This window comes from Paraburkholderia sp. J67 (assembly GCF_905220265.1).
Taxonomy (GTDB): domain Bacteria; phylum Pseudomonadota; class Gammaproteobacteria; order Burkholderiales; family Burkholderiaceae; genus Paraburkholderia.
Genome location: NZ_CAJMZK010000033.1, coordinates 55,884 through 81,205, shown reverse-complemented (window position 1 = coordinate 81,205; position 25,322 = coordinate 55,884). Strand labels below are relative to the sequence as shown.

General features: G+C 65.8%; 24 protein-coding genes. 9 read left to right on the top strand and 15 right to left on the bottom strand.

What is annotated here, in order from left to right; all coding sequences use genetic code 11:
- The first annotated feature begins 68 nt into the window (after window positions 1–68).
- A complete protein-coding gene (locus U5782_RS35920) occupies window positions 69–392 on the top strand; it encodes a winged helix-turn-helix domain-containing protein (protein ID WP_322048622.1) in 324 nt (107 codons plus the stop codon).
- A 39-nt stretch (window positions 393–431) separates the two neighbouring features.
- On the opposite strand, the gene U5782_RS35915 is transcribed toward U5782_RS35920, so the two are convergent.
- Both U5782_RS35915 and U5782_RS35910 read right to left on the bottom strand, forming a co-directional pair.
- Window positions 432–1,766 (bottom strand): DUF2325 domain-containing protein, encoded by a 1,335-nt coding sequence (locus tag U5782_RS35915; RefSeq protein ID WP_322048601.1) that lies wholly within the window; start codon window positions 1,764–1,766, stop codon window positions 432–434.
- A 113-nt stretch (window positions 1,767–1,879) separates the two neighbouring features.
- Window positions 1,880–2,422 carry a hypothetical protein gene (locus tag U5782_RS35910; protein ID WP_322048600.1) on the bottom strand — a complete coding sequence of 181 codons (543 nt, stop codon included), beginning with the start codon at window positions 2,420–2,422 and terminating at the stop codon, window positions 1,880–1,882.
- 283 nt (window positions 2,423–2,705) lie between these two features.
- Between U5782_RS35910 and U5782_RS35905 the strand changes: the two genes are divergently transcribed.
- The 6 genes from U5782_RS35905 (at window position 2,706) to U5782_RS35880 (ending at window position 9,484) form a co-directional block, all read left to right on the top strand.
- A complete protein-coding gene (locus U5782_RS35905; RefSeq protein ID WP_322048599.1) occupies window positions 2,706–3,971 on the top strand; it encodes an MFS transporter in 1,266 nt (421 codons plus the stop codon).
- A gap of 171 nt (window positions 3,972–4,142) precedes the next feature.
- Window positions 4,143–4,595: a zinc-finger-containing protein gene (locus U5782_RS35900; protein ID WP_322048598.1), complete on the top strand. Its 453-nt coding sequence runs from the start codon at window positions 4,143–4,145 to the stop codon at window positions 4,593–4,595.
- Between the two features lie 156 nt (window positions 4,596–4,751).
- Entirely contained in the window at window positions 4,752–5,216 is a 465-nt protein-coding gene (locus U5782_RS35895) for a hypothetical protein (RefSeq protein ID WP_322048597.1), read from the top strand.
- Window positions 5,217–5,997: 781 nt separating this feature from the next.
- Window positions 5,998–6,168 (top strand): hypothetical protein, encoded by a 171-nt coding sequence (locus U5782_RS35890; protein ID WP_322048596.1) that lies wholly within the window; start codon window positions 5,998–6,000, stop codon window positions 6,166–6,168.
- Between the two features lie 213 nt (window positions 6,169–6,381).
- The gene (locus U5782_RS35885; protein WP_322048595.1) at window positions 6,382–8,133 is read left to right on the top strand and encodes an ABC transporter permease subunit; all 1,752 of its coding nucleotides are present in this window, start codon (window positions 6,382–6,384) and stop codon (window positions 8,131–8,133) included.
- A 16-nt stretch (window positions 8,134–8,149) separates the two neighbouring features.
- Window positions 8,150–9,484 carry a nitrate/sulfonate/bicarbonate ABC transporter ATP-binding protein gene (locus U5782_RS35880; RefSeq protein ID WP_322048594.1) on the top strand — a complete coding sequence of 445 codons (1,335 nt, stop codon included), beginning with the start codon at window positions 8,150–8,152 and terminating at the stop codon, window positions 9,482–9,484.
- 101 nt (window positions 9,485–9,585) lie between these two features.
- Here U5782_RS35880 and hpnH read toward each other — a convergent pair whose 3' ends face one another.
- From hpnH to U5782_RS35860, 4 genes are all read right to left on the bottom strand, one after another.
- Window positions 9,586–11,124 carry an adenosyl-hopene transferase HpnH gene (gene hpnH / locus U5782_RS35875; RefSeq protein ID WP_322048593.1) on the bottom strand — a complete coding sequence of 513 codons (1,539 nt, stop codon included), beginning with the start codon at window positions 11,122–11,124 and terminating at the stop codon, window positions 9,586–9,588.
- Window positions 11,125–11,583: 459 nt separating this feature from the next.
- Entirely contained in the window at window positions 11,584–14,319 is a 2,736-nt protein-coding gene (locus U5782_RS35870; RefSeq protein WP_322048592.1) for a mechanosensitive ion channel domain-containing protein, read from the bottom strand.
- 487 nt (window positions 14,320–14,806) lie between these two features.
- A complete protein-coding gene (locus U5782_RS35865) occupies window positions 14,807–15,829 on the bottom strand; it encodes a 2-dehydropantoate 2-reductase (RefSeq protein WP_322048591.1) in 1,023 nt (340 codons plus the stop codon).
- A 3-nt stretch (window positions 15,830–15,832) separates the two neighbouring features.
- The gene (locus U5782_RS35860) at window positions 15,833–16,603 is read right to left on the bottom strand and encodes a class II aldolase/adducin family protein (RefSeq protein WP_322048590.1); all 771 of its coding nucleotides are present in this window, start codon (window positions 16,601–16,603) and stop codon (window positions 15,833–15,835) included.
- 189 nt (window positions 16,604–16,792) lie between these two features.
- Between U5782_RS35860 and U5782_RS35855 the strand changes: the two genes are divergently transcribed.
- Window positions 16,793–17,239 (top strand): MarR family winged helix-turn-helix transcriptional regulator, encoded by a 447-nt coding sequence (locus tag U5782_RS35855; RefSeq protein WP_322048589.1) that lies wholly within the window; start codon window positions 16,793–16,795, stop codon window positions 17,237–17,239.
- Window positions 17,240–17,286: 47 nt separating this feature from the next.
- Here the strand turns inward: U5782_RS35855 and hpaI are convergent, their stop codons facing one another.
- Genes hpaI through U5782_RS35820 form a run of 7 tightly spaced genes read right to left on the bottom strand, consistent with a single transcriptional unit; the run spans window position 17,287 to window position 23,281 of the window.
- Window positions 17,287–18,063, bottom strand: a complete 777-nt coding sequence (gene hpaI / locus U5782_RS35850) for a 4-hydroxy-2-oxoheptanedioate aldolase (RefSeq protein WP_322048588.1) — start codon at window positions 18,061–18,063, stop codon at window positions 17,287–17,289.
- A 28-nt stretch (window positions 18,064–18,091) separates the two neighbouring features.
- Window positions 18,092–18,895: a 2-oxo-hept-4-ene-1,7-dioate hydratase gene (gene hpaH, locus U5782_RS35845; RefSeq protein WP_322048587.1), complete on the bottom strand. Its 804-nt coding sequence runs from the start codon at window positions 18,893–18,895 to the stop codon at window positions 18,092–18,094.
- Window positions 18,896–18,937: 42 nt separating this feature from the next.
- Window positions 18,938–19,339 carry a 5-carboxymethyl-2-hydroxymuconate Delta-isomerase gene (locus U5782_RS35840; protein ID WP_322048586.1) on the bottom strand — a complete coding sequence of 134 codons (402 nt, stop codon included), beginning with the start codon at window positions 19,337–19,339 and terminating at the stop codon, window positions 18,938–18,940.
- Window positions 19,340–19,360: 21 nt separating this feature from the next.
- Window positions 19,361–20,224: a 3,4-dihydroxyphenylacetate 2,3-dioxygenase gene (gene hpaD / locus U5782_RS35835; RefSeq protein WP_322048585.1), complete on the bottom strand. Its 864-nt coding sequence runs from the start codon at window positions 20,222–20,224 to the stop codon at window positions 19,361–19,363.
- 42 nt (window positions 20,225–20,266) lie between these two features.
- Entirely contained in the window at window positions 20,267–21,733 is a 1,467-nt protein-coding gene (gene hpaE, locus U5782_RS35830) for a 5-carboxymethyl-2-hydroxymuconate semialdehyde dehydrogenase (protein ID WP_322048584.1), read from the bottom strand.
- A 7-nt stretch (window positions 21,734–21,740) separates the two neighbouring features.
- Window positions 21,741–22,514 (bottom strand): fumarylacetoacetate hydrolase family protein, encoded by a 774-nt coding sequence (locus U5782_RS35825; RefSeq protein WP_322048583.1) that lies wholly within the window; start codon window positions 22,512–22,514, stop codon window positions 21,741–21,743.
- Complete coding sequence (locus U5782_RS35820; protein ID WP_322048582.1) at window positions 22,511–23,281, bottom strand: fumarylacetoacetate hydrolase family protein; 771 nt, start codon at window positions 23,279–23,281, stop codon at window positions 22,511–22,513. The genes U5782_RS35825 and U5782_RS35820 overlap by 4 nt, the downstream gene beginning before the upstream one ends.
- 192 nt (window positions 23,282–23,473) lie before the next feature.
- Between U5782_RS35820 and hpaR the strand changes: the two genes are divergently transcribed.
- Entirely contained in the window at window positions 23,474–23,869 is a 396-nt protein-coding gene (hpaR, locus tag U5782_RS35815) for a homoprotocatechuate degradation operon regulator HpaR (protein WP_322048621.1), read from the top strand.
- A gap of 69 nt (window positions 23,870–23,938) precedes the next feature.
- Here the strand turns inward: hpaR and U5782_RS35810 are convergent, their stop codons facing one another.
- Window positions 23,939–24,250 carry a thioredoxin family protein gene (locus U5782_RS35810; RefSeq protein WP_322048581.1) on the bottom strand — a complete coding sequence of 104 codons (312 nt, stop codon included), beginning with the start codon at window positions 24,248–24,250 and terminating at the stop codon, window positions 23,939–23,941.
- A gap of 83 nt (window positions 24,251–24,333) precedes the next feature.
- Entirely contained in the window at window positions 24,334–25,134 is an 801-nt protein-coding gene (locus U5782_RS35805; protein WP_322048580.1) for a class I SAM-dependent methyltransferase, read from the bottom strand.
- Window positions 25,135–25,322 lie beyond the last annotated feature (188 nt).

The following is a 25,322-nucleotide window of genomic DNA, read 5'->3' as shown; positions in this document are numbered from 1 at the left end:
CAACGCCTGAACAGTCCGAGGCCACAGTCGGCCCGTCGACGCGTCGCGAGCCCGATGTACGTTTTCGCATGCGCATCATCCAGGACGGCACCGTCGCGCTTGGCCCCGGCAAGGTCTCGCTGCTGGAGGCCGTGCGCGATCACGGCTCGATTTCGGCGGCGGCGCGCAGCCTCAACATGTCGTATCGGCGGGCATGGCTGTTGATGGATGAACTGAACCGCGCGCTCGAGTCGCCGGCCACGGTGTCCGAGCACGGCGGGCAGAGCGGCGGCGGCAGCACGCTCACGCCGGTTGGCGAGGAAATCATTCGCCTCTATCGCGGCATCGAGGCGCGCGCGGCCGCGGCCTGCGCGCCGGAAATCGACGCGCTGACCCGACTCGTGAAGGGTTGAGCGCGCACCAGCGCGTACCGCACACGCGCTGGCGGTGCCTCAGCCGTGGCGCAGGCAGAAGCGCGAAACCGGCACGGGTGTCAGTGCAGGCACCGCGCTCGTGTGCAGCCTGAGCATCAACTCGACAAAGCTCGCGAGGCTCGCCGTGCGCAGTGGGTGATAGCTCACCTGATGCCGCTCGCAGACGCGCTTAAGCATATTCATCGAATCGTGGTCGATGCAATCGACCGGAAACACCGCCATGTCGGCGCCCGCGAGCGCGGCCGCCAGCAGTCCCTTGCGGTCCTCGATGCCGCCGTCGTGCACCGTCAGTTCGCCGCCCGCGGTGGCCACCCAGCGCCGCAGAGCGTGATTCGAGCCCGGCCGTCCACCTACATAGACGATGCGCTGACCCTTGAGGGCTTCCCGCGGCAGGGCGCGCGACGTGTTCTCATCGTCGTCGGGTTGAGCGGCGGTTTCCATCGCGTGCGCTTCCGCGCGTAGTGCGTCGATCAGCGCGCGTGCCTCGTCCAGTTGCGTGCGCACGGTGCGCAGCGCGTTTTCGTCGGCGGTGGCGCGCAATTCGGCCGCTTCGCGGCGGCTGGTTTCGAGCGCGAGCCGCGCATCGCGGGCGGCCAAGGCCTCACGCAACGAAGCGATCTGCGCGTGGAGTGCCGATTCATCTTGTATCTCGCGCTGTGCGTGCGCGCGCGCTGTGTGTTCGTCGAGCGCCGCGCGGGCGTCGTCGCGCTCGCGGCTCATCTCGTGCAGGCGCGTCTGCTGGCGCTCGATCCGGGCTTGCAGCGCCGCATTGTCTTCTTCGAGGACGACGAGGCGGCGAAGGTCGGCGCGGTTCGCCGCACCCACGAGATGCGAGAGCATGTGTAGATCGCCGAAGGCGGCCTGGCGCACTTCCATCGTGGTCGCCGGGTGGGACATCAGCGCCCAGTAGGCGGGCGGAATGTCGCCGCTCGCGCGCGCTTCGTTCCAGAGCGCCAGCACGGCCTCGGCGTCGTGCGCGGCGGAGAAGCGCCGCAGCGCACCCGCATAGCGCGTGTCGAGCGCCTTTTGCAACGCCTTGCCGCCCGCACCACCCTGGATCGCCAGTTCGACTGCGCTGTGATGGATGTCGAGATCGCTCGCACGCTGGCCGTCGAGCGGCGCGAATTTGGGCACGAGCTTGCGCAGTTCATGCGTGGACAAACAGGTGCCGATGATCGAGCAGTGCAGATGGGCGTCGAGGTCGGCGAGCCGGGTGCGGCGCCGTGAGCGGTCCAGTTCGACCTGCGATGGGCCGCAGCAGTCGGCGGCGGGAGCGAAGGCGCGCAGATGCGGCGCCTCGTCCGGCGTCGCGGCGCCCGAAGGGCGGGCGAGGCGGAACGGCGGTGCGTGCATGGTGACCTCTGTCCGGTTAGGAGCGCGGGCCGGCGATGCGTACAGGCGGCATACCGACAGCGCAATATATCACGGAATATAACGTGGTCCGGCAGGGTGCCGGGCCGGGCAAATCAGGCGGCGTCCCGATGGGCGGGTGTGCCCTGCAAGCCCTGCGAACCGTGCATGTGCTGGGCCAGCACGTGCTCGACGCACAGGCTGACGAATGCCGTATCAAGCCGCTCCAGTTCCGCCACGGTCTTGCGCATCGCTTCGATGTCGAGGCAGAAAGCGTCGGAAAAGAGCGCGTCGCGGGTCTTGTCGAGCAGGCGCGCATCGCGGATCGCGCGTTTTAGCTCGCGCCGCCGCGCGAAATCGGCCTTGTCCAGACGACGCGCGAGCGCGCCCAGAAGCGGCTGCAACGAGGTGCCGGCCTCGGCACGCGCGGGCTCCTCGCCTGCGCGCGTCGCGAACATACGGTTGAAGCGCTCGATGCTCTCGCGCAGTCGCCGGAACGCATCGACGACATCGCGGATGCGCTCCGCCCGCTCGTGCCCGGACGCGGGGCGTAGCGTCGTGATCGTCGCCGGCGGGGCGTCGGCCGGAGCGTTCGCGCGCACCGGCGTGACCGAGATCGCCGTGACGGCGGCATTCATCATCAAGGGCCGACTGCTCACTTACCCACCTTTCGCAGACCGTGGACTCAAACGGCGCACCGCTCGGGCGCCGGACTCGTTATATTCTAATGGATATATCGGTGACGAGCGGCGGCGGGCTCGACCGGGCCGTAACACGGTGCAATCTGGGCCGTCCGGTGCTGCCGCACCCGCCACATGAACGTTGCATTAAAATTGTCAGCTTTCATCGCCGATTAATCGCCAAACAATCGCCGACCCACACCAGCCGACCCACGCGCCGCCGCGCCTGCCGACCGCGCGCCCCGGCTTCCCTCGTCGTCCAATGAACACACCCTCATCCGACTCCGGCGCTGCGTCGGGCAGTCTCGTACGCAATCGCGGTTTCCAGCGTTTCTGGGGCGCCCGCGTGCTTGCCTCGCTGTCGTTCCAGATGCTTGCCGTCGCTATGGGCTGGCACATCTATGCGCTCACGAAAAGCGCGTTCGCGCTGGGCCTCGTCGGGCTCGCGCAGTTCCTGCCGATGTTCCTGCTCACGCTCGTCGTGGGCCACGTCGCCGACCGCTACGACCGGCGGCGCATCGCCGCCGTGTGTCAGACCATCGAGTGCGCCGCCGCGCTGACCTTCGCGTGCGGCACCTTCGGCGGCTGGCTGAGCGCGCCGATCATCTATGTGCTGGCGGCTTGCGTGGGCGCGGCCCGCGCGTTCGAATCGCCCGCCATCTCGTCGCTGCTGCCCGGTGTGGTGCCGCGTGCACAGTTGCCCAACGCCACCGCCTGGTCGACCTCGGCGACCCAGACCGCGCAGATCCTCGGCCCAGCGCTCGGCGGTCTGCTCTATGGCGTGGGCGCGGGGGCGGCGTATCTGGCCTGTACGTGCTCGTTCGCGATTGCGGCGGTGCTGTCCTCGACCATCCCGCTAAAAACGAAGCCGGCCTCGCGGGCGCCCGTCACGCTGGAGTCGGTGTTCTCGGGCATTGCCTTCATTCGCTCGCAGCCGGTGATCCTTGGCGCGCTGTCGCTCGATCTGTTCGCGGTGCTGTTCGGCGGTGCGACCGCGCTGCTGCCGGTGTTCGCGCGTGACATCCTCCACGCGGGACCGCTGGCGCTCGGCCTGCTGCGCTCGGCTTCGGCCGTGGGCGCGCTTTCGGGCACGATCTGGCTCGCGCATTTCCCGCTGCGTCGCCGGCCCGGCCTCGCGATGTTCGGCGGCGTGATCGTGTTTGGCCTGGCGACCATCGCGTTCGGGCTTTCGCACAACATCGTGCTCTCGCTGATTGCGCTGGCCGTGCTGGGCGCTTCGGACGTGGTGAGCGTGGTGGTGCGCAGCTCGCTTGTGCAGCTGCGCACGCCCAGTGAAACGCTCGGGCGCGTGAGCGCCGTCAATTCGCTTTTCATCGGCACCTCGAATCAGTTGGGCGAATTCGAATCGGGCCTGACCGCGGGATGGTGGGGTGCACAGCCCGCCGTTCTGGTGGGCGGCGTGGCGACGATCTGCGTGGCGCTGCTCTGGATGCGCCTCTTTCCCGCGCTGCGCGACACGCGCTCGCTCGAGCGCGAGGAAGCGCACGCCACGGCGGGCGCGGGCTGAGACGGTTGACTGGGCGCTCGGGCAGAGCGTGGCGAAGGGGCTCAAGCGCGCCATTTGCCGCTATGCTTTCGCGGACGAGACGCGCGCGGTGATTCCGCGCCGCGACTCGCCCTTTACACGAACCGATAACACCCCGATGCAACCGACGAACTTCCCCCACAGGAGCCCCGCATGCGCGTAGGCCGCCCCGTCAAGGCGCTGCCGCAACCGCTGTGCGACTATTGCGGCGCGAAGGCGCTGCTCGCCCGTTTTGGCGACGAAGCCTATCCCTATCGCGACGATCACGGCCCGCTCTGGGTCTGCACGCCCTGCGAGGCCTGGATCGGCGTGCCGGCGCGCAGCACGCGTAACGTGCCGCTCGGGCGCCTGGCCAATGGCGCGCTGCGCGAGGCTAAAAGCCGCCTGCACGACGCACTCGAGCCTCTGGTTGCCGCCAAGGTGCGGCGCGACAAGGTCAACGTATTCGAGGCGCGCGGCCGGGCGCTGCGCTGGCTCGCCGAGGAACTGGGCTTCGACTTGCCGAATCCCTCGATCCACCATCTGTCACTCGATCAGTGCGAGGCGGCCATCCGCCACATCGAAGCCTTCATGGCCGCGCGCCGCGCCCCCGACGACGCCCGCTGATCCCGCCCAACCTCGCGCCCAGACGTCCGGCGATGCCCGCCGCTCAAGCCTCGCCGGCGTCTTCTGTCACTAATCGTTACAACGCCATCGCGCGACGGCGCTCAACCTTGGGCGAAGCGTGCCGTTATTGCACCTGAACCGATACCTTTGTGCGATATGGCCAAGACGATCCCCTTCCCGCAGCATATCCAGGCCGCCCGCGCCCGCCGGCACCGGGCCAAGGGCGATTTGCTGCCGATGCCGCGAGCGAGTTCGGATGAACTCGCGTTGCAGGTGCATCTGGCGCTGGCCGCGTTGCACGCGGGCGGCTCCCAGCACGACGCGCAGGCGATCCTGCACGCCCATTGGCTCGCCCAGGCGAGCGCAGAAGCCGGTTACGGCGTGCTGACGCCCGAGCTGGTCGGCCCCGCCGACGAAGCGATCCTCGCGTGCTTCTCGCTCGGCGGCGCAACGGGCGAATGGCGCCTCGACGACGCGCAGTTCGACGCGATCAAGGCCGTGATCGCCGTGTATGACCAGCAGTTGCAGAGCGCACCGCTCTGGGTGCTGACTGACGCGAGCGAGCGGCTGGAGCGCGTCCGCGCGGGCGATACGCGCCAGGCGGCGCGCAAGCGCGCCTGAGCGACGCCCCCGTCAGGTACACGTTTTGCGCAACAATCGGGATGCTATTCGCTGATATGGCCCCGAGCGCGGCAATGCCCAGCGCAGCGTTCAGGATCGACCGATAGCGATGTGGCCGATGCGCCGTCCGGCGGCGCTGTGGCGGCATTGGCACGGGATTTGACGCGCGGCGCGAATCGTGTTGACTTCAGGCAGTGTGCGTGACTAAAATTCGCCCGTCTTAACAAAAGGGGCTGACGCCTTGGACAGTAGCAGTTGTCGATCTTCGAATAGTTTCGCTGCCTGACCGGCAGGACGTCCGCGCTCCCTTTTCTTTCAGCCGCCGTCTTGCCAGCCAGGCAGATGGTGCGCGTCTAGCAGTAAATCCTCGTGCACTCTAATTAGCGTCGATCCCGCGCCGCCGCACATTGCGTGAGCGCTGGGCCGATATCGCGCCGTGAGCGACTTTGCGCTCGCGGCACGGTCCGTTCATGGTTCCGATCGTGCCCGCCGGTTTCCCAGATTCCGCCGGCCGCCTGCCGAACCGATGCGCGAACCGCCACTCGCGTCGCGCGGGGCCACGCCGTCTGGCTCGCCTTGCACGCCGCTGTGACGATAAGGAGTTCCGATGTCCGACAGTGACAGTTATCCGTTATGCCGCTTCCTTTCGATGTTCCCTGAGGAAAGCCGGCAGACGTAAGCCGTCGTTGCGCGCCGAATCCAACCCGGGCGCGTGCCGCCGGGTCTGCTGACTTTCCTCGCCAAGGCGTCTGCCGCATGGCGAGACGCGAGGAGATTCAGCATGAACTTCGGCCTTCTTCTGCCGCAGCTGCCGCAAACGCAGCACACCCTGCATCCCGATGTGATCGGCGCCCGCCAGCGCGCGCCGGCCACGCTGCCTTGCCGTCCTTCGAGACTCGCCGCGCGCTGGCTTGACCTGCGCGCCCGGGTGTTCCGGGGCGAGCGGGGCTGACGGAGTTTCACGAGTCAGACGAGAGAACGGTCCCGCGCCTCGCAACGCCGCCCGTGCCGCCGTCAAGGCGAGCCAGGCAAGGCGCGAGGGCCGCGTTTCACCCAGAACGCTGGTGCTTCAAGACATGAATCAGTACAACCGCTCACTGCGAACGATCTGCCGCGCACCGCGCGCAAGCGGCGTCGCGCACGCTTTTGCCCAGGGAGGCCGCTAATGGAGTTCAGATTCAACCTGAACCGCACGGCCAACGCTTCGGCGTGGCGCGTGCTGCCCAACCGCTGGGACTTTGTCGCGTTCCCGCTCATCATCTGCCTGATCGCGATGGCAGCCGTCGGTTTCCACGAAACCATGGCGCCGATCTCGACGCTCAAGACGCAGGCGATCTCGCTCGACCCGGCGAACCTGCCCGAATACGCCCTGCGCACGACGCTGCGCATGCTGGCGGCGATGGTGGCCTCGCTGATCTTCACGCTGGGCTACGGCACGCTCGCGGCCAAGAGCCGCCGTGCGGGCCTCGTGCTCGTGCCGATCCTCGACATCCTTCAGTCGGTGCCGGTGCTGGGCTACATCTCGTTCACGGTCACGTTCTTCCTCGCGCTGTTCCCCTCGCGCGTGCTGGGGGCTGAACTCGCGGCGATCTTCGCGATCTTCACGAGCCAGGCGTGGAACATGACCTTCAGCTTCTACCAGTCGCTGCGCACGGTGCCGCGCGATCTGGACGAAGTGTCGAAGGGCTTCCACCTGACCGGCTGGCAGCGCTTCTGGAAGCTGGAAGTGCCGTTCTCGATGCCGGGCCTCATCTGGAACATGATGATGTCGATGTCGGGCGGCTGGTTCTTCGTGGTGGCCTCCGAAGCGATCACGGTGGGCAACAACACGATCACGCTGCCGGGCATCGGTGCGTATCTGGCCCAGGCCATCACCGAAAAGAACCTGCACGCGATCGGCTGGGTGATCCTGGCGATGACGGTGGTGATTCTCGCCTACGACCAGTTGCTGTTCCGCCCGCTGGTCGCCTGGGCCGACAAGTTCCGCATGGAAAACACCAGTTCCGGCGACGCGCCCGAATCGTGGCTGCTCGACCTGATCCGCCGCACGCGCCTGATTCACCGCCTGCTCGTGCCGATGGGCTTCATGCTCGCCACGCTCGCGCGCATTCCGATCCGCGTGCAACTGCCGAAGGCCATGCCGGTGATGAGCACCACGCGCAGCAAGCGCTCGCGCATCGGCGACATCGTCTGGGCCATCGGCGTGATCGCGCTCACGGTGTTCGTGGTCTGGCACGTGGTCGCTTATGTGCGCACCGGCGTGACGCTCGACGAAGTGGGGCACGTGTTCGTGCTCGGTCTCATCACGCTCCTGCGCGTGGTGCTGCTGATCGCGATCGCGTCGGTGATCTGGGTGCCACTGGGCGTACTGATCGGCCTGCGCCCCGCGCTCGCCGAAAAATTCCAGCCGCTCGCGCAGTTCCTCGCCGCATTCCCGGCCAACCTGCTGTTCCCGGTGTTCGTGATCGTCATCGTGCGATTCCACCTGAACCCGGACATCTGGCTCTCGCCGCTGATCGTGCTCGGCACGCAGTGGTACATCCTCTTCAACGTGATCGCGGGCGCGAGCGCCTATCCGAACGACTACAAGGAAGCGGCGAAGAACTTCCACATCCGCGGCTGGCAATGGTGGCGTCAGGCGATGCTGCCGGGCATCTTCCCGTACTACGTCACGGGCGCGATCACGGCCTCGGGCGGCGCATGGAATGCGAGCATCGTGTCCGAATTCGTGCAGTGGGGCGACACGAAGGTTGCCGCGCACGGCCTGGGCGCGTACATCGCGCAGATGACCGCCGCTGGCGACTTCCCGAAGATCATCGTGGGCATCGCGATGATGTCCCTGTTCGTCACGCTGTTCAACCGCGTGCTCTGGCGTCCGCTGTACACCTATGCCGAATCCCGGCTGCGGCTCGATTGAGATGGAGTAAAACATCATGCTGAATCCGAAAATCGTCTCATCCGACCTGCTGCCGGTGCGTCCCACGCTCGGTGAAGAAGTGCTCTCGGTCAAGCACATGTCGCGCGGCTTCGCGAAGAAGGACGACGAGCGCCTCGTGCTCGACGACGTCAATCTCTCGCTGCGCGAAGGCGAAATCGTCGGGCTGCTGGGCCGTTCGGGCTCGGGTAAGTCCACGCTGCTGCGCATCATCTCGGGTCTCATCGAGGCAAGCTCGGGCGAAGTGAACTGGCGCGGCAAGCCGCTCGACGGCCCGGCCGAGGGCGTCTCGATGGTGTTCCAGACCTTCGCGCTGTTCCCGTGGCTCACGGTGCTGCAGAACGTGGAAGCGGGCCTCGAAGCGCAGGGCGTAGCCGCGCGCGAGCGCCGCGAGCGCGCGCTGGCCGCCATCGACCTGATCGGTCTGGACGGCTTCGAAAACGCCTATCCGCGTGAGCTTTCGGGCGGCATGCGCCAGCGCGTCGGCTTCGCGCGCGCGCTCGTGGTCGATCCGATGCTCATGCTGATGGACGAACCGTTCTCGGCGCTCGACGTGCTCACGGCGGAAACGCTGCGTACCGACCTGCTCGACCTGTGGACGCAAGGCCGCATGCCGATCAAGTCGATGCTGATCGTCACGCACAACATCGAGGAAGCGGTGTTCATGTGCGACCGCATTCTGGTGCTGTCGTCGAATCCGGGCCGCGTGGTCGCGGAAATCAAGGTGCCGTTCAAGCATCCGCGTAATCGCCTCGACCCCGCGTTCCGCAAGCTCGTGGACGAGATCTACGCGAAGATGACCGCGCGCGATGCGGCGGAAACCTCGTCGCGCCGTCTGGAAGTGGGCAGCCGTCTGCCGGATGTGTCGACCAACCTGATGGCCGGCCTGATCGAAACGCTGGCGGCCGCGCCCTACCATGGTCGCGCCGATATGCCGGAAATCGCGCGCTCGCTGCACCTGGAAGTGGACGATCTGTTCCCGATCGCGGAAATGCTGCAACAGCTCGGTTTCGCCGACGTGCGCGACGGCGACCTGCTGCTCACGCCTCCCGCGCGCGTGTTCGCGGAGATGGGCACGCAGGCGCGCAAGCTGATGTTTGCCGATCACCTGCTGCGCAACGTGCCGCTCGCGGCGCGGATCAAGAAGGTGCTCAACGAACGTCCGGGCCATCGCGCGCCGCGCGTGCGTTTCGAACAGGAACTCGAAGACTTCCTCTCGGACGTGGCGGCGGAACAGACGCTCGATACGGTGATCGACTGGGGCCGCTATGGCGAGATCTTCTCGTATAACGACCAGTCGGAAATCTTCAGCCTCGAAGACGTCGAGGCGTGATGCATCGGACCATGCGCCAGAGCATGGCGTAACGCGATGCCAATAAAAAACCGGGGCGCCAGGCCCCGGTTTTTTTATGCACTACGCGGATTGCAAGTGAATCAATCCAGCACTTCAGGCTCGATCTGGATGTTCTGTTCGCCCGCCGCCTTCTTTTCCCAGTAGCGCTTGACCCAGTTTTCGAAGGTCTTGCCGGCAGCCGTATCCTTGCCGGTGAATTCGATCGAACCGATCTGCGCGTACGGGATCACTTCCTTGTCCTTCTTGCCGGTCGGAATGATCCGGACGAAGCAATCCTTGAAGGCCGCCGCGTATTGACGGTCGTACAGATAACCCGCGACGGTCGAGCCGTCCTTACGGGTGATCGTGACGTCGCCACGATAGTCGAAGGCCTTTTCCATCGCCTCGCGAACTTCGGCTTCGGTGTTCAGCACCGGTGCCCAGCCTTCGAGCTTCTCGTGTTCCGTGCCAGCGGCCGTGTTCGACTCTTCCGGCGCGACAGCGGCGACCGGAGCCGCTTCGATCTTCGCGGCGTCCTTGCGCTCGGCCTTCGGCATGAAGGTGATCGGCATCTCGTGCGAGGTCTTCTTCCAGCCCTTGAGGATCTCGTTGGCTTCGCGATCGTCATAGCGGTCGAACAGCATCGCCTTGACGGTCTGGAACATGCCCTTGAACGAGCCGAACGTGTAGTTCACGCCGCTCGCTTCATACCCCGAGTGCACCATGCAGTTCGAGCACTTCGGATTGCCGCTTTCGGTGCCGTACTCGGACCACTTCACGCTTTCCATCAGCTCGTCGAAGCTGTCGGCGTAGCCATCCTGAAGCAGATAGCAGGGCTTTTGCCAGCCGAAGATGCTGTACGTGGGCATGCCCCACGGCGTGCAGGTGAGGTCCTTCTTGCCCATCAGGAATTCCATGAAGATCGGCGACGCGTTGAAGCGCCAGCTCTTCTTCCGGTTCGACAGGATCGAGCGGAACAGTTTCTTCGAACGTTCGCGGCCCAGGAAGTGCTTCTGGTCGGGTGCCTTGTCGTAGGTATAGCCCGGCGACACCATCATGCTTTCGACGCCCGCTTCCATCATTTCGTCGAAGTGCAGACGCACGCTGTTCGGATCTGCGCCGTCGAACAGGGTGGTGTTGGTCGTCACGCGGAAACCCGCTGCAACCGCTGCGCGCACGCCTTCCATGGCGATGTCGTAGCCGCCTTCACGGCAGACCGCGAAATCGTGGTGTTCGCGCTGGCCGTCGACGTGCACGGAGAACGACAGATACTTGCTCGGCGTGAACTTGTGCAGGTTCTTCGCGAGCAGCAGCGCGTTAGTGCACATGTAAACATACTTCTTGCGCGCGACGAGACCGGCGACGATCTCCGGCATCTGCGGATGCAGCAGCGGCTCGCCGCCCGGAATCGCGACCATCGGCGTGCCGCATTCCTCGACCGCCTTGAAGCATTGCTCGGGCGTGAGCTCGGACTTCAGGACGTGCGCCGGATATTGAATCTTTCCGCAACCGGCACATGCCAGGTTACAGCGCATGAGCGGCTCAAGCATGAGGACGAGCGGATAGCGGCGGCGACGCATCAGCTTCTGTTTCAGGACGTAGGTAGCGACCGTCCAGGCTTGTGAAATTGGCACACCCATGCTGCAAATACTCCTCTGTTTCCCGTTACCCGGCGGCATCCCGCACGCGGTTCCTGAAAAACGTAGGCGCCCCATTTGGGGCGCAATCATATGTTGAGAACGTTTCCGCGGCCTCGATGGCCGACTTTGGGCGCAATGATCGCACAAGCTGGGCAGCCGTGCAGGCAATCAAGTCGTGGAATTGTGGGGCGGAAAGCCCCTTTTTCCGGAAATCCGCGGAGAAACTGTCGATGTGCGCACCGCGCATCGAAAGGTGAGCTTGTTCGGGAGTCGCATTATCGCCCGAACCTTGCCTCGGTGCACATCGCGTAGGGGCCTGATTTTACGCCACACCGTGCCACAGATGGGTGTAATCAATCGCGCCCTTTGGGCGCTAAAGGTGAGTCTTTTCGGGGGATGCCGCGTGGCGCGGTCAAGGTGAGGCCGGCGCGCGCGATAAGCGCACCGGCCGTGGCGAGGTCAGTTCGGCTTGCCGCGCGGCGTGTTCTGGCCGTTGCGCGCCGGGGTGCTACCCGACGACGCAGCACGTCGCCCGCGCGCATCGGGCGTGCGTTGCGCAGCGGCGTCGTCGGCGTCGCTGCCGTCATCGTCGATGGTGTGGCCCTCGACGTCGTGTTCGTGCGCCATGTTAATGAGGAAGTTGCGCTGCGGATTGGCCAGTTCGATGCCGCGCTCCGTGAAGTGCGTGAGCACGCGCCGGTTGAACTCGCGCTGCACGCTCCAGCGCGCCGAGTCCTTGCACTGGATCTGGCCGACCAGCGTGACGCTCGCGCCGTCCACCTGATCCACGCCCCAGTAGGCGAAGTCGCTGAGGGTGCCGCTCCTGAAGGCGTCGTCGTTGCGGATCTCCGCGCCGATGTCCTTGAGCGTGGCGATGGCGCGTTCGAGATCCGCGCCGTTGGCGATCACCACCTTCACCGCCGCGTTGCCGATGCCGCGGTTCGTGTTGTTCACCGTCGTCACCGAACTGAAAGGGACGGTATAGAGCGAGCCGTCGCCGCCGCGCAGGCGCACGGTGCGGATCGACAGGAACTCCACCGTGCCCGAGACGCCCGCGACCGTCACCCAGTCGCCCACTTGCAAGGCGTTTTCCGTGAGCAGGAAGATGCCGGTGATGAAGTCCTGCACGAGCTTCTGCGAGCCGAAGCCGAGCGCCACGCCGAAGATGCTCGCGCCCGCAATGAGCGGCGCGGTGTTGATGCCGAGCTGCGAGAGCGCCGTAAGTCCCACCACCACGAAGATCGCGACGAAGAGCGTGGTGCGGAACATCGGCAGCAGCGTGCGCAGGCGAGCGGCGCGCACGAAGTCGCCGGCGTCGGTCCAGGCGTTGAGGCGGCGCTCGGCCGCACCATTCGCAGCCTCCCAGATCACAACCGCGACCACCACCGCGATAGCGATGGTCAGGAGCGCGGAGCCGAGCAGATGGCCGATCGGCGCATTGATCAGGAAGCGGCCGGGATGCAGGCCCCAGACGTGCAGCAGCAGGTCGAGCATGACGATCCACAGACCGGCCAGCACGATGCGCCGCAGCGCCGGGTAATAGCGATACGCGCGGCGCTGCGCGATCGTGAGGTTTTCGCCCTTGCCGTTCGGATCGAACGCGCGCCCTAGTGCGCCGAACAGGACGATGCCCGCCATGCGCGTGGCCAGCATGACGCCGAGCGACAGACCGCCCGCGCGGATCAGCTCCTTGTAGCCGCCGCGCAGATCGAGCGCCCAGACGAACCACATGGCCATCACGATGAAAATCGCGACGATCGCCCAGACGTCGGCGAACCAGTGCACGAGCCACGCGAGCGAGCCGCGCGAGGCCGCCGAGTTGCGGATGCGCTCGGCCACGGCGTGACGGCATTGCAGGATCATGATGGCGATCGCGATGTGGGCGACGAGGATCACGAGCTTCACGAGGGCGAGGTGCGCGTCCTCGGTCATGCCGAGCGGCACCGCACCCGCGAGCGCGCCGCCCACGCCGCCGATCACGACGATGCGTTCGAGCCAGCGCTGCGAAAACGCGGCCCAGGGGGCGGTCATCGGCATGAGGCGCAGGTCGTCCGAATCGGGCGCGAAGAGCAGCTTGCCGAGCGCGATGATGATGCGGCAGATCACCCATGTGTCGACGACATGGCCGACGGCAGCGCCGGGCGCGGCATCGTCGGGGCCGAGCATCGAGAGCACACCGGCGGCGCACAGGCCGAAGCCGATCACAGGCACGAGATCGAGCAGGGTGATGACGAAGGCAAGCGGCAGGCGCTTGAGCAGGCTCCAGTGGCTGGCGCCGCGACGGCGATGGTCGTCCTCGCGCGTGAGCGACGCGGCGCCTTGCGCGTAGGCGTTGTCGCTGGTGGCGGGCACGTGCGCGCCTGCGGCGGCGATGGCGTTGGCATCGACACCGGTCTGCTGCGCGACTTCCAGCTGGGCTTCGGCGCCTTCCGTGCTTTCCGTGCCTATGCCGGCCGCGACGCGCAGCGCGTCCCTATCGGCTTCTTTCTGCGCTCGCTTCTGCGCGGCGTCGCGCACGGCGGCTGTGCCGCTAGCCTCGGGCGTTTGCGGTTGAGCGGGCTGCCGGGCGGCGGCTTCGGACGGCGTCGCGCCGTCGCTGCCCTTGTCCTGATGCGCGGCGGCATGCGCGACGATCGCGCGATGGGGCTTGGCGATGGCACGGCGCAGCAGCGCCTCGATCGCGAGCGCAGGCACGAGCGTGAGCAGCAGCACGCGCAGCAGACCGATCAGCAGCGCGTGGCCTTCAGGCGTGCCCAGGCGCACGCTCCACCAGTCGCGCGCCGACCCCACGTTGAAGAGCGCGCCGCGCGCACGCAGCAGTTGCTTGCCGACGACGCGCGCGCCATGCGCCGCACCATCCGCGATTTGCAGCACGAGGCCGTTCGAGCGCAGCGCGTTGGCGAGCGCGTCCGAGGCCGTCGATGCGCTGGCGGCCGAAGCGCCGGCGGGCGCACTGGCCGTCGTTGCGGCGCTGGCCGCTGTGCTGCCCGATGCGGGCGTGGCGAGTGCGCCGGCGGCGGCGATCGCGCGCAGCGTGTCCGCGACATGCGCACGCTGCACGGGATCGTCGAGCACCTTCAAGGCGGCGTTGGCCTGAGCGGGTGTCAGCACGACGGGCGCGGCGGGGTTGTCCGTGGTCGCTGCGCGGCCGGGCGCGCTGGCGAACATCAGCGCACAGGCGAACAGGGCGATCAACGGATCGAGGCGTCGCGTGCGCGTCCTGCCGGGCGCTGTCGACCGGGAGTGAAAGAGGGCAACCAGGCGAGAAAAAATAAGCATCCTTGGCATGGGGAGAAAGCGGATTCGATTCGGGTAGCGGGCGGACTGCCGGACGCGGCGACGGTGGAACGTGGCGCGCAGGCGCGAGACTTCGCGCCGTTCGTATGAACATTCGACGCACTGCCGCAATTTTTGTGCCCCGGGACTATGACCCGGGAACGGGCGCTAAACGGTGTCAGACCGTGCGCGAGGCCGACGCGCGAGCGTTTTGAAGAGACAGAGTATGCGCCGAATGCTGCCGATACAGCAGCCAGGCCTGCATGGCCTTGCGCAGTCGGCTTGTGCCGCGATCAAGCAAACTGCATCGAGAAATAGGGGCGCGGATGAATGCTTGCGGAGTGCTTACGATTTGTTTGCGTGCGAATTTGCATGCGCCTGCCGCAAAGGCGGCAAGCGCATGGCATCAACGTGATGACGTTGCGCGCCGCGCCGCTTCGAGATTGGCGTCGAGCTGACGCGCGAGCCCATAAAGCATGCCGAGCGACGGCGCCGCGATGCCCGTGCGCTGCGCGAGTTCATAAGGCGCACCCAGCAAGGCCTCGACTTCCAGCGTGCGGCCGGCTTCGACGTCTTGCAGCATGGAGGTCTTGAACGCACCGAGCTTGCGCGTGATGGCGTTGCGTTCCTCGATCGTCATATCGATGCCGATACCCAACGCCTCGCCGATTGCGCGCGCCTCCGCCATGATCACGGCGACCAGTTGCGTCGTGAGCGGATCGTCGAGAATGACGTCGGCGGTGGAGCGCGTGAGCGCGCTGATGGGGTTCATCGTCATGTTGCCCCAGAGCTTGGTCCAGATCTCGTGCTGGATGGATGGGGTGGCGGCTTGCGCGTCGAAGCCCGCCTGGGCGAGCAATGCGCGCGCTTCGTCGGCGCGCGCGGCCATGTGCGCCGAGGCAGGCCCCATGATCAGCAGATTGCCTTTGCCTTTGCGGATCACACCGGGCGCGGCGATCGACGACGACAGATGCACGACGCAGCCCGAGGCCTGCGCGGGCGGCAGCGCCGCCGACACCGCGCCGCCCGGATCAACCGATTCGAGCCGCTCGTTCGCACGCGCGCCGCCGAAATCGCTCAGAAACCACCACGGCACGCCGTTCATCGCCGAAACGATGTGCGTCTGCGGCCCGACGAGCGGCGCAAGCGTTGAAGCCGACTGCGCGAGCGCCTGACCCTTGAGGCAAACGAACACGAGGTCCTGCGCGCCGAGCGCGGCGGCGTCGTGAGTGGCGTTGACGCGCGCCGTGTAGCGCTGTCCGGGTTCGGGGTCATCGATGATGGTGAGGCCGTCGCGACGAATCGCGTCGAGCTGCGCGCCGCGCGCGAGCACGTTGACCTGTGCGCCCGTGCGCGCGAGACGCGCGGCGATCAGACCGCCGATCGCACCGGCGCCCACCACGGTGATACTGCGCTGCGAAGCGTTCACTGCTTACTCCTTGTACGAGGGATCCTGGCGCTCCACGCGGCGGATCAGCGCCGTGAGGATATTCTCGCCCGCGCCATGCGCCGGGGAGAACTGCAGCGCGTCGCGCGTGGAGCGCTCGGTGACGGCGGGATCGATGGGAAGTGCACGGCCGTGCATCGAGTCGGTGACGACCTGAATCTCGCAGGCGCGATTGAGCGTCCAGAGTAGCGCGAATGCATGCGCGAGACTCACGCCGTGCGCAAGCAGCCCATGATTGCGCAGGATGAGCAGACGTTTGTCGCCCATCGACGCAAGCAGGCGCGGCTGTTCTTCGTTATGCACGGTGATGCCTTCGAAGTCGTGATACGCGACCATGTTATGCAACTGTGCCGAATAGAAGTTTGTGGACGCGAGACCGCTTTCCATGCACGCGACGGCGAGGCCCGCCGTGGTGTGCGTGTGCATGACGCAATGCGCGTCTTCCACGTTGGCATGAATGGCGCTGTGAATCACGAAGCCTGCCGGGTTGATCGGGTAATCGCTCGGGCTCAGGATCTTGCCTTCCAGATCGATCTTGACGAGGTTCGACGCCTTGACTTCGTCGTACGCCAGGCCGAACGGATTGATCAGGAAGTGCTTGTGTGGTCCCGGCACGCGCAGCGTGATGTGATTGAAGATCAGCTCGGTCCAGCCGAGTTGATGGAACACGCGGTAGGTGGCCGCGAGCTGGACGCGCGCGGCCCATTCCTGCGGTTCGCACCAGTCGGGCCGGGTGGCTTCGGCAACTGCGCTCATGGGTGTCTCCTCATGGGTATCTTCCTCGCGGGGCGCGATTCCTCTATTCGACTGGTCGATGCTACGCTCAAATAAATGCGTGTGCAAGCATCAAAATTTTAGAAAAGATCCATGTTTTAAGGGCTTGCTGCGGTGATATGCTAGCGCTGTTGCCAGAGCCGGCAGTCAACGAACCGAGCGAGACGAACCATGACGACGGGGAAGTACCAGATCGAAGAACTGTTCACGTACCGCCTGCATGTGCTCAAGAAGCAGACGGATCGCACGATGAACGAGGCGTTTTCCTCGGCGCTTTCGCTCTCGCTCACGGAGGCGCGCATCCTGCTGAGCGTGGGCGCATTCGGGCCGATTTCGGTGTCGGATCTCGGGCGCGTGTCGAATCTCGACCGCAGCCAGGCGAGCCGCGCTACCGATGTGCTGGAGCGTAAGGGGCTGCTGGAAAAGGCATCGAACGCGGCGGACGCGCGGGGCGTGCTCGTCAAGCTTAGCGCACAGGGGCGTAACACTTACCGGCGCGCGTCGGCGATTTCGACGGCGCAGAACGAGACGATCCTCGCGGCGCTGAGCGCGCACGAGCGCGAGGTGTTGCAGAGCGCGCTGGCGAAGCTCGTGGCCCAAGGCGGCGAGGAAGAGTGATGGCGGCCTTCGCCTGGGCGGAGGCGCCGTCTTTTGAGGGATTGGACTTAACTGGCGGACGGGCGGAACGCCGCGGCCAGCTCGCTCGCGCTGCGCGCGAGCAGTGAAACGTCGCTGCCCACCGCAACAAAATTCGCGCCCGCTTCCAGATATTCGCGCGCGATCGTGCGATCGGCGGCCAGCACGCCTGATGCCTTGCCGAGCGAGCGCACGGCGCGAATCCCCGCGACAATCGCTTCGCGCACCGCCGGCGCGCCCGGCTGACCGAGCAGACCCATCGACGCGCTCAGGTCGGCGGGACCGAAGAACACGCCATCCACGCCCTCCACGGCGGCGATTTCATCCAGTTGGGCGAGCGCATTCGCTGTTTCCACTTGCACCAGTACGCAAAGCTCGTCGGCCGCGCAGTGCAGATAATCGGGCGAGCCGTTCCAGCGCGAGGCGCGCGCGAGCGCGCTGCCCACACCGCGAATACCCAGCGGCGGATAGCGCGTGGCGGCCACGGCGTCGTGCGCATCGGCGGCGCTTTCGACCATTGGCACCAGCAGCGTTTGCGTGCCGATATCGAGCAATTGCTTGATGAGCGCGGCGTCGTTGCGCACGGGACGCACGATCGGATGCGTGGGATGGGGCGCCACAGCCTGCAACTGCGCGAGCGTGCTGCGCAGATCGTTGGGCGCGTGCTCGCCGTCGATCAGCAGCCAGTCGAAGCCGGTGGTCGCAAGTAGTTCCGTGACGTATGAATCCGCGAGCGCGGCCCACAGGCCGATTTGCGCGCGGCCTTCGATTAACGCGTGTTTGAACGGGTTGACGGGTACGGGCATGGTATTCGTTAGCCGGTTGAATGAAAGATCAGACGAAGCTGAAGCCAATGCCGCCGAGCGGACCGTAATCGGCATGGAACGTGTCGCCCGCGCGCGCGGCGATGGGGGCGGTAAACGAGCCGCTCAGGATCACGTCGCCGGCTTCGAGACGTTCGTCGTGGCGCGCGATCTTGTTGGCGAGCCAGGCCACGCCCGTGGCCGGATGGTTGAGCACGGCGGCGGCCAGCCCGCTTTCCTCCACGCCGCCGTTCTTGTAGAGCAGCGCGCCCACCCAGCGCAGATCCACGTCGAGCGGTTTGACGGGACGCCCGCCCAGCACCACGCCCGCATTCGCGGCGAAATCCGAGATCGTGTCGAACACCTTGCGCGGCGCCTTGGTCTCGCGATCGAACTGCTCGATGCGTGCGTCGATGATCTCGATGGCGGGCGTGACGTAGGCCGTTGCGTCGAGCACGTCGAACAGCGAGACGTTGGGACCTTGTAGCGGCTTTTGCAGCACGAAAGCCAGCTCCACTTCCACGCGCGGCGCGATGAAACGATCCGCGCGAATGGCGCTGCCCGCTTCGATAAACATGCTGTCGAGCAGCGGCGCGTAGTCGGGTTCGTCGATCTGCGAGGCGCGCTGCATCGCGCGCGACGTGAGGCCGATCTTGCGCCCCTTGATGGTGTGTCCCGCCGCGAGCTTGAGCTTGACCCACTCGCGCTGGATCGCATAACCATCGTCGATGGTCATCGACGGATGGGCCCGCGAGAAATGGCGCAACTGCGTGCGCGTGCGTTCGGCTTCGTCGAGCTGCGCAGCCAGCTCGCGGATGATGTGAGCTTCTAGCATGATGATTTCCGATGGGGACGCTTTCGCGATCAGGCCTTGATTTCAGCCCTTGAGCCGCGCGTGCAGGTTGTTATGCTTCCACGCGCCTTCCTCGCTGAACTCGACGATCTCAAGTGAAAGCGCGAGTCCGTGCGCGGCGAAAGCCTCGGCGAAATGCAGCTTGATCGCATCGAACAGCGCTTCGCCGGTGGCGCGGCGCACCTCGGCAGTGCGGCCCGCGCCGATCTTCAGGCAGCCGTGCAGGAAGGCGTTGTGCGGATCGCCGTCGGCGATGAAGTACTGCTCGCAACGCAGCGCGCGCGTGCGGATGCCGCCGCGCGGATAGACCCGCGCGCCGTTTGCGTCGCGTTGCGCGTCGAGCACGTGCGCGAGCGTGGCGCAAAGCTTGCCGATACTCGCTTCGTCGGCGAGATTGGCGCTGTATTCGAGGGTGAGATGGGGCATGTTCCGGCTCCTTGGAAGCGTTCAGCGCGGCAGCGGCGTGACCGGCAGCACGGCGTTGATCTGCCCGGTGCCCGAACTGCCAAAGTACGGCGTGATGACTTCCGCGCGGCCTTCGTACTGATCCCAGCCGAGCGCACCGAGCAACATGGCCGTGTCGTGCATGCCGCCTTCGCCCCAGCACTTTTCGTTATAGAGCGGCAGCATCGCGCAGAAGGTTTTCCAGTCGCCGCGCTCCCAGAGCGCGACCACGTTGCGGTCGGTCTGTTCGAGGAACGGGTCCCAGACCTTGTGCATGAACTGCTCGGCCGTACCGTTGTTGGCGAAGTGATGGCTGAGCGAGCCGCTCGCGAGAATGGCCACGGTGCCGTCATAACGCTCCTCGATCGCGCGGCGCACGGCGAGACCAAAACGCGCGCTCGTGGCAAGGTCGTGCCACATGCACCAGCCCGCCACCGACACGGTCTTGAAGTGCTGATCCGCGTTCATGTAGCGCATCGGCACCAGCGTGCCGTATTCGAGTTCCAGCGTGGTTTCGCTGTGCGCGCGGCTCTTTACGCCCATCTCGTTGGCGACATCGGCGATCAGATGTCCCAGCGACGGATTGCCCGGATACGCGTACTCCATGTTCTTGATGAAGTGCGGCAGTTCATTGCTCGTGTAATTGCCCGCGAAATGCGGCGCGCAATTGATGTGATATTCGCTGTTCACGAGCCAGTGCACGTCGAACACGACGACCGTATCCACGCCGAGTTCGCGGCAGCGCTGGCCGATCTCCTTGTGCCCGTCGATAGCGGCCTGACGGCAGCCCTTGTGCGGGCCGTCGAGTTCCGAAAGGTACATCGACGGTACGTGCGTGATTTTTGCTGCCAGCGCGAGCTTGCCCATCGCTGTGTCTCCTGTTCTTTAGTCCGGCGATGTTCGCGCGATTCAGGCGCCCCAGCGCGGGATGTGATGCGAACCCAGCGAGACGCACACGTTCTTCGGTTCGAGGAACACCTCGTAGCTCCACGTGCCGCCTTCGCGGCCCACGCCCGAGGCTTTCGTGCCGCCGAACGGCTGACGCAGATCGCGCACGTTCTGGCTGTTCACGAAGCACATGCCCGCTTCCACGGCGGCGGCCACGCGCAGCGCGCGACCCGTGTTCTCGGTCCAGACGTAGCTCGACAGACCATAGGCGATGTCGTTCGAGAGACGGATGGCGTCCGCTTCGTCCTCGAAGGGAATCAGGCAGGCGACCGGCCCGAAGATCTCTTCCTGGGCGATGCGCATGCGATTGTCGACATCCACGAACACCGTGGGCTGCACGAAATTGCCTTTTTTAAGGGCTTCCGGCAGATCCGGTGTGTCCAGGCCGCCGCACGCGAGCGTGGCGCCTTCCTTCGATCCCAGCTCGATATAGCTGCGTACCTTCGCAAGATGACCCTGGCTGATCATCGGGCCGACGATGGTTTTCTCGTCGAGCGGGTCGCCCACCGTGATGCGCTTCGCGCGCTCGATGAAGCGCTGCGCGAACTTCGCGTAGATCGAACGCTGCACGAGAATGCGCGAGCCTGCCGTGCAGCGCTCGCCGTTGTTCGAGAAGATCATGAACACGGCGGCGTCGAGCGCACGCTCGAAATCGGCGTCGTCGAAGATCACGAACGGCGACTTGCCGCCCAGTTCCATCGAGAACTTCTTGAGGCCCGCGCTCTGCACGATGCGATTGCCCGTGGCGGTCGAGCCCGTGAACGACACGGCGCGCACATCGGGATGCGCGACGAGCGGCTCGCCCGTTTCCTGGCCGAAGCCGTGCACGACGTTCAGGACACCTGCGGGAATGCCCGCTTCGAGCGCAAGCTGACCGAGCATGGAGGCGGTCAGCGGCGACAGTTCGCTCATCTTGAGCACGGCCGTATTGCCGAACGCGAGGCAGGGCGCGACCTTCCACGTGGCCGTCATGAACGGCACGTTCCACGGCGAAATAAGCGCGCACACGCCAGTGGGGTGAAACAGCGTGTAGTTCAGGTGTGTGCTGGTGGGGTACGTGTGACCGTCCACCGCCGTGCACATCTCGGCGAAGTAGGTGAAGTTGTCGGCGGCGCGCGGCACCAGTTGCTTGCCGGTCTGCGAGATCGTCTGGCCGGTGTCCTTCGTTTCGGTCAATGCGATCTCGGGCACGTTCTTCGCGATCAGCTCGCCGAGCTTGCGCACGATTTTCGCGCGATCGGCAGCGGGCTTCGCGGCCCATGCCGGAAATGCGTTCTTCGCGGCCTGCACGGCGAGATTGACCTCTTCGGCACCGCCGCGCGCCACTTCCGCGAGCACGTCCTGGTTCGCGGGGTTCACGGTTTCGAAGTAGTCGCGCCCAGCGTGGCTGCGACCGTCGATCAGGTGTTCAATGCGACCTGTAGGCATGGCGTGTTCATTCCGTCGTGGTGGCGCGGCCGAAATCGGCATCGGACGCGATCGTGTTGACAAGGCGGCCGAGGCCGTCGATTTCGCAAATCACTTCGTCGCCAGCGTTCACGTTGACGACGCCTTCGGGCGTGCCGGTGAGGATCACGTCGCCGGGCGCGAGCGTCATGAAGCCGCTCAGATATTCGATCAGTTCCGCGATGCCGGTGACGAGATCGCGTGTGTTGCCGTGCTGTTTCAGTTCGCCGTTCACGTACGTGCGTAATTCGAGCGCGTTGACATCGGCGATATCGTCGGCATCGACGAACCACGGCCCGAGCACGGTGCCGCCGTCGCGGTTCTTCACGCGCAGGTTCGGCCGGTAGTAGTTCTCAAGATAGTCTCGGATCGCGTAGTCGTTCGCGATCGTGTAGCCCGCGACGTACTGCATCGCGTCCTCACGCTTCACATTCTGCGCCGTACGGCCGATCACGACGGCCAGCTCGCACTCGTAGTGCATGAAGGTGACGTCGGTGGGGCGGCGCGTGAAGCCGCGATGGCCGATCACGCTGCCCGGACCCTTGAGGAAGACGAGCGGTTCTTCCTGCTTGCTGAATTGCAGCTCTTTGGCGTGCTCGGCGTAGTTCAGACCGAGCGCGAAGATCGTGCCCGGCTCGAACGGTGCGAGCCAGACGACGTCGTGTTCGTCGCGCACGCGGCCATCGGCCAGACGCACACGCCCCTTGGCTTCCGGATACGCTTCGTGAATGGCGCCTGCGTAGGCGACGCGTCCTCGCATCATGCTGCAGCTCCTTGCGCGGCGTGAGGCGCGATGAATTCAACGGCGAGCGCGGGCCAACCGTCGATCGAGATGGTTGCGCGCGCACCGGCATGAACGACGGGCGAGCCATGCGGCACGCCAAGCGTGATGACGTCGCCGGGTGCGAGCGTCATGAAGTCGGTTACATCAGCGAGCAGTTGCGCGACTGTGCGCACGCTGGTGGCAGTATTCGCGGTAAAGCGCGCGGCGTCTTCGATATCGACACTGATCGCCAGATTGTCCGGGTCGGCGACGTGCTGGCGGGCAAGCACCGCCGGGCCGATCACGCAGAAGTTGTCGCGTGCCCGAAAGCGCACGGACGGGCGATAAACGCTTTCATGCGGCACGCTCAGGTCCGCGACCAGCGTGTAGCCCGCGACGTAGTCGAGCGCATCGCGAGCCGCGACACGCGTGGCGTTGCGCCCGATCACGATGCCGAGCGACGCGCCCACTTGTACACCTTCAACGCCGGGAACGACGACCCGCGCGCCGTGACCCGCAAGCGTGTTGCGCGGCTTCAGATAGAGGATGGGCGCGCGCGGCGCAGCTTTGTAAGGCGGTGCGTTCACGGCGTCGCCGAGCGCTTCGAGCGCGTGGCGGTCGTTGAGCAGCGTGCCGTACACGGCGCCCGCGACCGGCGCGCGGCAGCGTGCGCCGCCCGCCAGCAGGGCGCGCGCTTCGGCGGCGCTAGCGTCGCGCGGTAGGGCTTCGCCTTCGAGATGCAACAGATGATCGGCTACGGAAAACATGGTGTGGTTCGCTTTCCCGGAAAACACTAATATGTGAGTGATTCTGCGCTTGCTATCATCCAGCGTCAACCATCGACGCTGGTTTCGCGGGTTTCCCCTGGTCCTCCGGGTGACCGCCGCCGTGTCCTGAACCAAGCCATCATGTCCGATTCCTCACGCAGCACCACGCGCGTCGCGCACCGCAACCTGCCCATGCTGCTCCTGCGCGCGCGCGAAAAGATGATGGAGCGCTTTCGTCCGCTCATCACCGCGCACGGGCTCACGGAGCAGCAGTGGCGCGTGATTCGCGCGCTCAACGAAAGTGGGCCGCTGGAACCGCGCCAGATTTCCGATCTGTGCACGATTTCCAGCCCGAGCATGGCGGGCGTGCTCGCCCGTATGGAGGCGCTGGGTCTGCTAACGAAGGAGCGTTTCGCCGACGACCAGCGGCGCGTGCTGGTGACGCTCACGAAGAAGAGCCATCAGCTCGTGAAGTCGATTTCGAAGGAGCTGGAGGCGCGCTACAAGGCGCTCGAAGAGGAGGTGGGGCCGGAAGTGGTGGAGCGCGTCTATCGCGCCATCGACGATCTGCTGGCCGGGCTCGAATGAGCGCGCGGCGCGTGGGAAGCCGTTAAAAGCGCCAAAGGTGAGGATTTACGGGGGCGTGCGCCCCCGTGTTCAGGCAAGCGTATCGAAAGCGCTGTCGAGTTCACTGGCCGAAGTTGGCCGGACGATGCGCGCGACTTCTGCGCCGTCGCGCAGAAATACGAGCGTGGGCCAGAGCTTCACGCGAAACGAGCGGCCGAGCGCACGGCCCGGGCCGTCTTCCACCTTGATGCGGCGCACGCCAGGATGCTTCGCGAAGGCGTCGCCGATCAATGCTTGCGCGCCCTGGCAGTAACCGCACCAGTCGGTGCCGAATTCCAGCACGGCCTGCCCATGCAGTGCCTCGATCTCGCGGCGATCCGGGGCTTTTGTGGCGTAGCTCATCGTGTCTCCTTTCGCGTAGGTTTCAGTTCATCGTCATACGATAACCCAGGCGGCGCGAGCGTGCTGAAGGCGACTCGCGCGCCTCACGAGGCTTCGCGCATCGCGAGCGTCACAGTCGATTCGATGCGCTCGACCAGCCAGCCGTCGCTGCCGTGCGAGGCGACGATCGCATCGATTTCCGCGAGCAGCGTATCGAGCCGCTCGCCCAGCCGCTCGCGCGCAAGACTCGACATCGACAGCGGACGCGCCTTCAGTTGCGCCGCGCTCACGCGCCGGTATTCGATCACCGAAATACGTTCGATGGCGCTAAACGCCGAGCGCGCGAGCACGTCGGTATGGCTTTCCCACTCCGCCGAACGGCGCAGCGCGCGGGTGGGATCGGTGTTGGCGTAGCTGTCGAGCAGGTTGCGATATTGCGCGGCCCAAGGGCGCTGCGGATCGTCGAGATGCGCCGTGTTGAAGAGCGCGACGGCGCCGCGGTCGGCGAGCATCGTATCGAGTCGCGCGAGCGTATCCACCCGGTCCATCCAGTGAAATGCACGGCCGATCACGGCGAGGTGGATCGCGCCGAGTTCGGGCGAGAGGTCGTACGAGCTGCCCTGGCGATACTCGATGTTGGGCGCGATGCCCGCGCCGAGTTGGGCGGCGACTTCGAGCATGGCCGGTTCGGGGTCGACGGCCACGGCACTGGCCACCCAACTCGCGAACGCGAGCGATAGCTGGCCAGGACCGCAGCCGAGATCGAGCAGGCGTTGCGAGCCGTTCAGGCCCACGCGTTGCGCGACGCGGCGAATCAGTGCGGGCGAATAGGCCGGGCGGCCGATCAGGTAATGCGGTGCGGCCTGGTGAAAGCGGTCGGCAACGAAGGGCGTGATCTGGCTCATGGTGCGTGCGGTGAGTTCGGGCAGGAGTGGGGGACCGGCGACCCGCACAGTCTGGAGACGTGGGGCGGTGGCGTCAAGACGGGTTGAGGTGAGCTTTTTCGGGAGTGAGCCTGGCGGGCCGGGAGCGCGCACCGATGGCATCGACGGGTGTGCATGAGCTCGCGGTCGATAAGCGGAAATATGCCGTA